Origin of the sequence: Rathayibacter sp. VKM Ac-2805 (genome assembly GCF_009834265.1) — a bacterium.
Lineage (GTDB): Bacteria > Actinomycetota > Actinomycetes > Actinomycetales > Microbacteriaceae > Rathayibacter.
The window spans coordinates 177,649-187,132 of sequence record NZ_CP047185.1; the positions used below are offsets into that span (position 1 = coordinate 177,649).

Consider the following 9,484-nt stretch of genomic DNA (forward strand, 5'->3'; position numbering starts at 1 on the left):
GTCAGAGGACCTTTGCGATCGCGCGGCGCTCGGCCGCGGGCGAGACCGCGAGCACGCCGCGGTCGGAGGGGAGGAGGTCGTCGAGCGCCTCGGCGTCGACGGAGGAGGCGACCACGGTGAACGCGTCGTCGGCGGCGCGGGCGGCGTCGAGCTCGGCCCGGATCGCGCCGCGCAGCTGCGGGTCGGTGACCGTGTCGAGGTCGTCGAGCACCAGGATCGGCGGGGCCGACTCCAGGGCCGACCGGACGTCGGCGACGGGGTCGGCGGCTCCGGCGAGGCGCACCAGCCCGACCCGGCCGCGCACGGCGGCGGAGCGGATCGGCACGACCAGGCCCGCGACCTTCAGGCGCCCGGAGTCGGGAGCGAGCCGGCCGGCGATGCTCAGCAGCAGCGCGGTGCGGCCGGAGCGGTGCGGCCCGTGGACCACGAGGGAGGAGCCGGGAGCGACCCGCAGCGAGACGCCGCTGTAGACGGGACCGTCGGGTCCGTCGAGGCGGAGGTCCTCGGCCGCGATCACGTCCGTGGATCCGGGCTCCGGCCAGTCGGCCAGCGCGAGCTCCTTCGTGAGGCCCTCGCCCTCGACGTCGAAGGACGGGAGGATGCGGTCGAGCCAGCGCGGCATGTGCCAGGCGCGGTCGCCGAGCAGGTGCAGCACGGCGGGCACCAGCGTCATCCGCACGATGAACGCGTCGACGAAGACGCCCACGGCGAGCCCGAGCGCGATCGGCTTGATGTTGGTGTCCCCCTCCGGCACGAAGGCGGCGAAGACCGAGAACATGATGACCGCGGCGGCCGTGACCACCTTGGCCGAGCCGACGAAGCCCGACTCGACGGCGGCGCGCGCCGGCCTCCCGTGCACGTAGTCCTCGCGCATCCGCGAGACCAGGAACACCTCGTAGTCCATCGCGAGGCCGAAGAGCACGCCCATCAGGATGATCGGCATGAAGCTGATGATCGGGCCCGTCTTGTCGACGTGCAGAGCGTCCGAGAACCATCCCCATTCGAACACCGCCGCCACGGCGCCGAAGGACGCACCGACCGACAGCAGGTAGCCCAGCGTCGCCTTGATCGGCACCCAGAGCGAGCGGAACACCATCGTCAGCAGCACCAGCGACAGGCCCACGACGAGCAGGCCGAACGGCAGCAGGGCCTTGGCGAGAGTGTCCGAGATGTCGATCCCGACCGCGGTCTGGCCGGTCACTGCGAGGTCGACGCCGTACTCCTGCTGGAAGTAGTCGTGCTTGTCGCGGATCTCGGCGACCAGCGCCTTGGTGGCCTCGGAGTCGGGGCCGCCCTCGGGAATGACCTGGATGATGCCGGTGTCGGCGGTCTCGTTGGGCGTCGCGAGCGGCACCGAGGCGACTCCGTCGAGCTTCTCGATCTCGCCCTTGAGGTCGTCCATCAGGCCGAGCGGATCGGTCGAGCCGATGATCGTGCCGGTGACGATGAGCGGGCCGTTGTAGCCGGCGCCGAAGTTCTCGGCGAGCAGGTCGTAGGTGGTGCGCGCGGGAGTGCCCTCGGCCTGGTAGCCGGCGTCCGGCAGGGCGAGGCGGAGGCTGAGCGCCGGGATGCTCGCGACGCCGAGCACGCCGATCACCGCGATGATCGTCACGATCGGGAAGCGCGTGACGACCCGGACCCAGCCGCGGAAGAACCCGCGCGGGACCTCGGCGTGCACGTGGCCGCCGGGGGAGGCGGTCGCCGCCTCCTCGTGCGCCTCGGTGTCGACGTGGGTGCCCGCGGCGGCGGCGGCCTTCGCCGCCTTCTTCTTCGCGCGGCGCTCCTTCGGGCGCAGCCGCGCGCCGGCGAAGCCGAGGAGGGCGGGGGTCAGGGTGAGCGCGATGACCACGGCGATCGCGACTCCGCCCGCCGCCGCGACGCCCATCGTGGTGAGGAACGGGATGCCCGCGACCGAGAGGCCGACGAGCGCGATGATCACGGTCAGGCCCGCGAAGACGACGGCGGAGCCCGCGGTCGCGGTCGCCCGCGCGGTCGACTCCTCCGGGTCCATGCCCTGCTTCAGCTGGTCCTGGTGGCGGCTGATGATGAAGAGGGCGTAGTCGATGCCGACCGCCAGGCCCAGCATCAGCGCCAGGAGCGGCGTGGTCGAGGAGATCGAGGCGAAGCGGGTGGCGATGAAGATGGCCGACATCGAGAGGGCGACGCCGAGCAGTGCGGTGACCAGCGGCATGCCGGCGGCCAGGAACGAGCCGAAGGTGAGCACGAGGACGACGAGGGCGACCACGAGGCCGATCGCCTCCGTGATGGTCACGCCGGGGAGGTTCTGGGCGAAGAGGTCGCCGCCGAGCGAGACCACGGAGCCGGCGGGCAGCGCGTCCTGGAGGGTCGTCGCCTCGGCCTTCAGCGCGTCGCGGCTCTCGGGGCTCGTGGTGGTGGCGGAGCCGTCCATCTGCGCGGTGATGACGAGGGCGTTCCCGGCGTCGGAGATCGTGCCGGACACGCTGTCGGAGTAGGGGTCCGTGACGGCCGCGACCTCGTCGACGTCGCCGAGCGCGGCGACCGCGTCGCTGACGGGGCCCTTCACGTCGGCGTCCTGGACGCTGCCCCCGTCGGGCGCGACGACCACGTACCGCGCGGACGTGCCGCTGACCTGGGGGAAGGTGCGCTCGAGCTGGTCGAGGGCGGTCTGCGACTGCGTGCCCGGGATGGAGAACGTGTTGTCGGTGCCCTGGTTGAGCAGCAGCGCTCCTCCTCCGCCCGCCACCACGATCAGCAGCCACAGGACGGCGACGAGGCGGTGGGCGCGGTACACGCGACGACCGAGACGGTAGAGCAGCGACGACACGCGGTCTCCTGACGATGGGTGGGGAGGATGGCGATACGTCTCTGTACCAGGGCGGAGCCGGGCTCCGATACACGAGCGTATCCGATACAGGACCGTATTCGATACGTGAATGTATCGGATAGGGTGAACGGTGTCGAAGGTGTTGACAGGGCGGGCAGGAGGCTGGTGATGACGGCGATCGACTCCACCCCTCCCGAGACCTCCCGCCGCGGCCGCACCCGCGAGCGCCTGCTCGACGCGGCCTACGACGTCTTCGCCGAGACCGGCGTGCACAGCGCGTCCGTCGAGCAGATCTGCGAGCGCGCCGGGTTCTCGCGCGGCGCCTTCTACTCCAACTTCTCCACCAAGGAGGAGCTGTTCTTCGCGCTCATGGAGCGGGAGAACGGCGCCCGGGTGACCGCCCTCGTCGAGCAGATGGACCGCACGATCCCGCGCGTCGTCTCGGCCGACGAGCCGCTGACGGCCGAGACGCTGGCCGTGGTCATCCTCGACTTCCTCCAGGGACCTGCCACCGACAACCGCCGCTGGTGCGTGGTCGAGTCGGAGTTCGAGCTGCTCGCGCTCCGCGACCCGCGGATCGCTCCGCAGTACCGCGACTTCCGCGCCGGCTTCGACGCCTCGCTCGTGCAGATCGTGCACGGGGCGCTGCGCCAGGTGCGCCGCGAGTTCTCCCTCGAGCCGACGACCGCCGTGCGCCTGCTGGTGGCGGGCTACGACGACGCGGTGAAGCAGTCGATCCTCGAGGACGAGTCGGAGCCCGCGTCGCTCGAGCGCCTGCGGGCGACGCTGACGGCGATCGTCCTCGCGATCTCGTCCGCCGACGCCTGAGCCGGGCCGGCCCTCGCGACGGCCGCCGCCGTACCAGACGGCCGGCTCCGCACTGGGAGGCCGAGCGGCCGCTGGGGAGTGCCGGGTCCGGTCCCCGCTCCTCCGCCCGCGCGACGAGGATGGACCCATGGAACTGCGACAGCTCGAACACTTCCTCGCCGTCGCGAAGGAGCAGCACTTCACCCGCGCCGCGAGCGCCCTGCAGATCTCGCAGTCGGGCCTCTCGGCGTCGATCCGTGCGCTCGAGAGCGAGCTGGGCAGCCCCCTCTTCACCCGCAGCACGCGCCGGGTCGAGCTGACGCCGGCCGGCCGGGCGATGCTCGCGGAGTCGGAGCGCTCGGTCGCCAGCGCGCTCGCCGCCCGCGACGCGGTTCTCGCCGTGCAGGGGGTGCTCCGCGGGAGCCTCGCGGTCGGCACGGAGGAGTGCCTCGGCGGCGTGCACCTGCCGCGCGAGCTCGCGACCTTCCGCGAGCAGCACCCGGGAGTCGCGCTCAGGCTGATCCACGAGGGGTCCGGCACGCTGCTCGACTCCGTCGCCGCCGGCCGCCTCGACCTGGCGCTGGTCGCCGACATCGGAGCCGTGCCGGGCGGCGTGCGGACGATGCCGCTGGCGAGCGAGGGCTTCACGGTGCTCGTGCGCCCGGGTCACCCGCTCGCGAGCCGCGTCGGCTGCCGCATCCCGGACCTGGCGGGCGAGACGATCGTGGGGCTGCAGGAGCACTGGGCGGCGAGTCACCTCGCGGCGCGGGCGTTCGCGGCGCACGGCCTCGCGTTCGAGGTCGAGCTCGAGGTGAACGACGTGCACACGCTGCTCGACCTGGTCGAGTACGGCATGGGGATCGCGGTCGTGCCGGCGCACTTCGCCGAGAAGCGCCCGGCCGGGCTGCGGGCGGTGGCCCTCGCCGATCCGCTCCTGGTGTGGCGGACGATGGTGGCGGTGCCGGAGCGGCCGAGCGCCGCGGCCCGCGCGTTCGTCTCGGCCCTCCCGCAGCCGCTGCAGGACGCGGTCTGAGCCGGATCGTGCTCGCAACGGAGGAGGGATCAGCGCCGAGATCCCGCGATCCGCGTCGGACCGGTGCCTCGACCGGATCCCTCCTCCGTCCTGAACGGGCTCAGTCGAGCGACGCCAGCTCCTCGGCCGTGAGCTCCAGGTCGGCCGCCGTCGCGGAGTCGCGGATGCTCTCGGGGCGGGAGGCGCCCGGGATCGGCAGCACGACCGGGGCCTTCGCCAGCTCCCAGGCGAGGCAGACGACCTGCGGCGTCACGCCGCGGGCCTCGGCGACCGCCGCGAACGCGGAGTAGCGCGAGCCGAGCTCGCCCGCCGAGGAGATGCCGCCGAGCGGGCTCCACGGCAGGAACGCAAGTCCCAGCTCGGCGCAGAGCTCGAGCTCCGGCTCGCTGGAGCGGAACGACGGCGAGAACTGGTTCTGCACCGAGACCAGGCGCTCGCCGAGGATGCCGTGCGCCTCGCGGATCTGGTCCGGGTCGGCGTTCGAGATGCCCGCGCGGAGGACGACGCCCTCGTCGAGCAGCTCGGCCAGCGCTCCGATCGAGTCGGCGTAGGGGACCGCCGGGTCGGGCCGGTGGTACTGGTAGAGGCCGATCGCGTCGACGCCGAGGCGCTTCGCGGACGCGCGAGCCGCCTCCTTGAGGTACTCGGGGCGGCCGTCCTGATCCCAGGGGCCGGGCTCGCGGCGCAGGTGGCCGCCCTTGGTGGCGACGAGCACGGCGGAGGTGTCGCCGCCGTAGCTGCGCAGCGCCTCCGCGATCAGCAGCTCGTTGTGGCCGAGGTCGTCCTGGGTGGCGAGGTGGTAGGCGTCGGCCGTGTCGATCAGGGTCACGCCGGCGTCGAGGGCGGCGTGGATCGTGGCGATCGAGCGCTCGCGGTCCGGGCGGCCCTCGATCGACATCGGCATGCCGCCGAGTCCGATCGCGCCGACCTGGATATCGCCGAGAGTGCGCTGCTTCATGAATGCTCCTTCGCAGTGGGGTGGGTGGTCACCAGGCGTAGTCCTCGGGGGCGGTCCGGTGGCCGGGGAAGATCTCGTCGAGGCGCGCGAGGGCCTCCGAGTCGAGGGTGATGTCGACGGCGGCGACGGCGCTCTCGAGCTGCTCGAGCGTCCGCGGCCCGGTGATCGGACCGGTGACGGCGGGCTGGTGGAGGAGCCACGCCAGCGCCAGCTCGCCGGGCGCCTCGCCGCGCTCGCGGGCGAACGCCTCCCACTGCTCCAGGGCGGGGCGGTGCTCCTCGATCGCGGCGAGGGTGCGCTCGGAGGAGCGGCGCCCGCCCTCCGCGGTCTTCTCGAGCACGCCGCCCAGCAGTCCGCCCTGCAGCGGCGACCAGGGGATGACGCCGAGCCCGTAGTGCAGCGCGGCGGGCAGGACCTCGCGCTCGACGTCGCGGACGAGCAGGTTGTAGATCGACTGCTCGGAGGCGAGGCCGGTGAAGTGGCGGGCGCGCGCCGCCTCCTGCGCCTGGGCGAGGTGCCAGCCGGCGAAGTTGCTGGAGCCGACGTAGAGGACCTTGCCCTGCTGGACGGCGACCTCCATCGCCTGCCAGATCTCGTCCCAGGGCGTCGTCCGGTCGACGTGGTGGAACTGGTAGAGGTCGATGTGGTCCGTCTGCAGGCGGCGGAGGCTCTCGTCGAGCGCGCGGCGCAGGGTGAGCGCCGAGAGGCGGCCGCCGTTGGGCCAGGAGTCGCGGCCGCGCTCGGCTCCGGGAGCGGCGAACTCGCCCATGTCGCCGAAGACCTTGGTCGCGAGGACGGTGCGCTCGCGGCGCTCGCCGCCCTGTGCGAACCAGCGGCCCACGATCTCCTCGGTGGCGCCGCGGCCGGCCTCGCCTCCGTACACGTTGGCGGTGTCGAAGAAGTTGACGCCGAGCTCGTGCGCGCGGTCCATGATCGCGAACGAGTCGTTCTCCTCGGTCTGCATGCCGAAGTTCATGGTGCCGAGGACGGTGCGGGAGACGGACAGGCCGGTGCGGCCGAGGTGCGTGTACTGCATGGTCCCAGTCGACTCCGGTTCGGGCCGCGTGTCCAACAGGTGCTCGGCATGGGTGCGATCGACGGGGGAGGTCAATCGGGGGCGCGCCGTCCAGGGGCCGCCCGAGCCCCGCCTCGGTCGGGCCTGCGCGTCGGCCGGGTCCAGCGGCCTCGACCGGATCGCCCGCAGCCCGCTGGGCGCGGTGGCGCCCGGCCGCCCGGGTGCCGGGTTAGAGTCGCGGAATGGTCCGGACGACGCAGCGCCTCGTGATCGCCCTCTCCGCCGTGGTCCTGCTCGCCGGCTGCACGGCGGAGGCGACGAGCCCCGCCGCCGCACCCGCCGAGCCGACCGCCTCGACCGCGCCGCCCGCCGCCGGAGCCGAGTCCACGCCGCGGCCGGTGCCGAGCGTCTCGACCACTCCCGCACCCGTCGAGGACGTCTCGGGCGAGTGCGTCGTCCAGGCGCTCGACGAGGGGACGCTCGACGGCGTCGACCTCGAGCGCGTGCGCGACCGCGGCACCCGCGTCGGCGCGACCGGGACGGCGAGCACCGCCTCCGACGGCGCCCCGGCCTCCTATCTGGTGGCAGCGGGCGACATCAGCGAGCGGATCGCGGACCGGTTCTGCATCAGCTCCGACTACCTCTCCGCGCTGAACTCGGTGCGCCGCGACGGCGTCGACATCGACAGCCTCTACGGCGGCGACACCCTCAACCTCCGCCCGACGACAGTCCTGAGCGTCGGCGACCAGAACGGCCGCGTCCTCGACAACGCCGAGCCCGACGACCTCCCCGCGCAGACCGGCTGACGCCGCTCCCGCCCGCGCCCGCCGCCACTCCTCCCGCCTCGCAGCAGCACGCGACCACCGCGGAAGGCGCGGATCCGACGGCACGTGCGCGGCACTCAGCCCAGGACGCCGATCAGGACCGCCGATACGGCGACGGTCGCCGCGAGCCCGGTCGTCCGCGAGCGGCGGCGCGCCGGATCCTCGAACCACGGCAGCCCGCCCCAGCGCAGCACGGCGCCGGCCGCCCCGGCCGCGGTGAGAGCCACCAGCGCGGCCCAGGGGAGCAGCGTCAGCGCCGACCAGTCGACGAGCGCCCGCCCGAGCAGCAGCACGGCGACGGCCTCGACGCCGCGGGCGAGCGTCCGGACGCGGTCGCGGTCGAGGAGCCCGGCCGCCCGGCGCCGGGGGACGCTCCCCAGGGCGAAGCGGCCGACGGTGAACGCGACGACGAGCAGGACGAGGATCGAGGCGATCATCACGACTCCTCCCCGGCGCGCTCCAGCAGGCGCAGGCCGAGCTCGTCGACCGAGCTCGCCGTGTCCCCGTTGACGAACACGGCAACGCCGCGCTCCCGGTCCATCGCGAGCATCGTCGAGTAGCCGGAGGTCCCTCCGTTGTGCCAGGTGACGGATCCGCCGTCCTCCGACTCCGAGGTGAACCAGCCGAGGCCGATCCGCGCCCCGTCGGCATCGAACCGCGGATCCAGGACGCTCGCCGCGGGCACCCCCAGCGCGGGGTCGTCGGTGAGGAGGGCCTGCGCGTAGCGGGCCATGTCCGCCGCCGTGGAGCGGACGCCGCCCGCCGGCGCGTAGCCCGCCATCGTCCACGCGTCGACGGACCGCCCGCTCGCCGAGAAGCCGGTCGGCGCGTCGGCGGGGAGGGCGTCCGCGGTCTCCGGGACGGAGGTCGCGGTCATCCCGAGCGGATCGAGGACGCGCTCGCGGAGGAGGTCGGCGTAGTCGCGGCCCTCGGCGCGGGCGAGCGTCTGGCCCAGCACCGCCGCACCGAGGTTCGAGTAGGCGTGCACGTGCTCGCCCTGGTCCGCCTCGGCGGCCTGCCGGAGGACGTCGTCGGCCGACCAGCCCGCGTAGGGGTCCGTGCCGCGCAGCTGGGCGACGAGCGTCGAGGCGAGGTCGCCGACACCGGTGGGGAGGCGCGGCAGGCTGGAGCGGTGGGTCGCCAGCTCCTCGAGCGTCCCGGTGAAGCCGCCGACGTCGGCGTGCTCCGCGGCGGGGTCCTCGAGCCCGACCGTCCCCTCGGAGGCGCTCCGGGCGAGGAGGAGCGCGGTCATCGTCTTCGTGACCGATCCGATCTCGACCTCGGTCCGCTCGTCGGCTCCGAGTCCGCCGTAGCGCACGCCGTCGGGCGTGATCACGGCGGCGACGAGGTGGTTCCGCGCGCCGTCTCCGACGTCGGTCCGGAGCCACCCGGCGATCTCGGCGTCGCCGGTCGCCTCGGTCGAGAGGGTCGGAGCGGAGGGACGGAGCAGCACTCCGCCGAGCAGGACGACGGCCGCGGCGGAGGCGGCGGCGAGGGCGAGGCGGCGGCGGGTCATCGGGGTCCTCCGGAGGCGAGCAGGATCACGAGCAGGGGGACGAAGCGCTCCGGCGGGACGCCGTAGCGGCCGCGGCCGCGCGCCTCCAGCCAACCGGCGGCGACCAGCTGGTTGACGTGGTGGTAGATCTGCCCGGTGGTGCCCGCGCCCTCGCTCTCGGCGAGCTGCGCGACGGTCTCGACTCCGCCGGCCACCGCCTGCAGGAACCGCAGACGCACGGGGCTGCCCAGCGCGGCGAGCGCGGTCGGCCCGGGGCTCGCTCCCCAGTCGCGCTCGAAGAACGCGTCGGTGCTGAGGCCGTACTGCCACTCGACGGGGCCGGCCGGAGTGGCGACCGAGCCGGCGAAGACGACTCCGCCGGGAGAGGGCAGGCGCTCGCGGAGAGCGGTCAGGGCCCAGAGCGGATCGTCGGCGGCGGGCGCGGCGGGGGTGTCGGCGCGCTCGAGGCGGTCCAGCCGCGCTCGGAGCTCGTCGACCTCGCCGGCGAGGTCTCGGGAGGAGGTCATGCCTCCACTATTGCAAACA

General features: G+C 73.9%; 9 protein-coding genes. 3 read left to right on the forward strand and 6 right to left on the reverse strand.

Annotated features, from left to right (window positions below; translation table 11 throughout):
• Window position 1: 1 nt before the first annotated feature.
• Window positions 2-2,806 carry an MMPL family transporter gene (locus tag GSU40_RS00830; protein ID WP_104250664.1) on the reverse strand — a complete coding sequence of 935 codons (2,805 nt, stop codon included), beginning with the start codon at window positions 2,804-2,806 and terminating at the stop codon, window positions 2-4.
• Between the two features lie 168 nt (window positions 2,807-2,974).
• On the opposite strand from GSU40_RS00830, the gene GSU40_RS00835 reads away from it, so the two are divergent.
• Together GSU40_RS00835 and GSU40_RS00840 are read left to right on the forward strand one after the other, a co-directional pair.
• Entirely contained in the window at window positions 2,975-3,634 is a 660-nt protein-coding gene (locus tag GSU40_RS00835) for a TetR/AcrR family transcriptional regulator (protein ID WP_104292731.1), read from the forward strand.
• 127 nt (window positions 3,635-3,761) lie between these two features.
• On the forward strand, window positions 3,762-4,646 hold the full coding sequence (locus tag GSU40_RS00840; RefSeq protein WP_160033117.1) for a LysR family transcriptional regulator: 885 nt from the start codon (window positions 3,762-3,764) through the stop codon (window positions 4,644-4,646).
• Between the two features lie 100 nt (window positions 4,647-4,746).
• On the opposite strand, the gene GSU40_RS00845 is transcribed toward GSU40_RS00840, so the two are convergent.
• Together GSU40_RS00845 and GSU40_RS00850 are read right to left on the reverse strand one after the other, a co-directional pair.
• A complete protein-coding gene (locus GSU40_RS00845; RefSeq protein ID WP_160033119.1) occupies window positions 4,747-5,604 on the reverse strand; it encodes an aldo/keto reductase in 858 nt (285 codons plus the stop codon).
• 28 nt (window positions 5,605-5,632) lie between these two features.
• Complete coding sequence (locus tag GSU40_RS00850) at window positions 5,633-6,640, reverse strand: aldo/keto reductase (RefSeq protein WP_104262635.1); 1,008 nt, start codon at window positions 6,638-6,640, stop codon at window positions 5,633-5,635.
• A 221-nt stretch (window positions 6,641-6,861) separates the two neighbouring features.
• Between GSU40_RS00850 and GSU40_RS00855 the strand changes: the two genes are divergently transcribed.
• Complete coding sequence (locus GSU40_RS00855; protein WP_160033121.1) at window positions 6,862-7,425, forward strand: hypothetical protein; 564 nt, start codon at window positions 6,862-6,864, stop codon at window positions 7,423-7,425.
• A 95-nt stretch (window positions 7,426-7,520) separates the two neighbouring features.
• On the opposite strand, the gene GSU40_RS00860 is transcribed toward GSU40_RS00855, so the two are convergent.
• The 3 genes from GSU40_RS00860 to GSU40_RS00870 are packed head-to-tail and all read right to left on the reverse strand — an operon-like array spanning window position 7,521 to window position 9,465.
• Window positions 7,521-7,880, reverse strand: coding sequence for a hypothetical protein (locus tag GSU40_RS00860; protein ID WP_104225688.1), 360 nt, complete (start codon window positions 7,878-7,880; stop codon window positions 7,521-7,523).
• Complete coding sequence (locus tag GSU40_RS00865; RefSeq protein ID WP_160033123.1) at window positions 7,880-8,959, reverse strand: serine hydrolase domain-containing protein; 1,080 nt, start codon at window positions 8,957-8,959, stop codon at window positions 7,880-7,882. The genes GSU40_RS00860 and GSU40_RS00865 overlap by 1 nt, the downstream gene beginning before the upstream one ends.
• Window positions 8,956-9,465, reverse strand: a complete 510-nt coding sequence (locus GSU40_RS00870; protein ID WP_160033125.1) for a winged helix-turn-helix domain-containing protein — start codon at window positions 9,463-9,465, stop codon at window positions 8,956-8,958. The genes GSU40_RS00865 and GSU40_RS00870 overlap by 4 nt, the downstream gene beginning before the upstream one ends.
• Window positions 9,466-9,484: the final 19 nt, after the last annotated feature.

Coding starts and splice junctions, on each gene's coding strand:
- GSU40_RS00835 (WP_104292731.1), top strand. CDS start 2,975: ATGACGGCGATCGACTCCACCCCTCCCGAGACCTCCCGCCGCGGCCGC.
- GSU40_RS00840 (WP_160033117.1), top strand. CDS start 3,762: ATGGAACTGCGACAGCTCGAACACTTCCTCGCCGTCGCGAAGGAGCAG.
- GSU40_RS00845 (WP_160033119.1), bottom strand. CDS start 5,604: ATGAAGCAGCGCACTCTCGGCGATATCCAGGTCGGCGCGATCGGACTC.
- GSU40_RS00850 (WP_104262635.1), bottom strand. CDS start 6,640: ATGCAGTACACGCACCTCGGCCGCACCGGCCTGTCCGTCTCCCGCACC.
- GSU40_RS00855 (WP_160033121.1), top strand. CDS start 6,862: ATGGTCCGGACGACGCAGCGCCTCGTGATCGCCCTCTCCGCCGTGGTC.
- GSU40_RS00860 (WP_104225688.1), bottom strand. CDS start 7,880: ATGATCGCCTCGATCCTCGTCCTGCTCGTCGTCGCGTTCACCGTCGGC.
- GSU40_RS00865 (WP_160033123.1), bottom strand. CDS start 8,959: ATGACCCGCCGCCGCCTCGCCCTCGCCGCCGCCTCCGCCGCGGCCGTC.
- GSU40_RS00870 (WP_160033125.1), bottom strand. CDS start 9,465: ATGACCTCCTCCCGAGACCTCGCCGGCGAGGTCGACGAGCTCCGAGCG.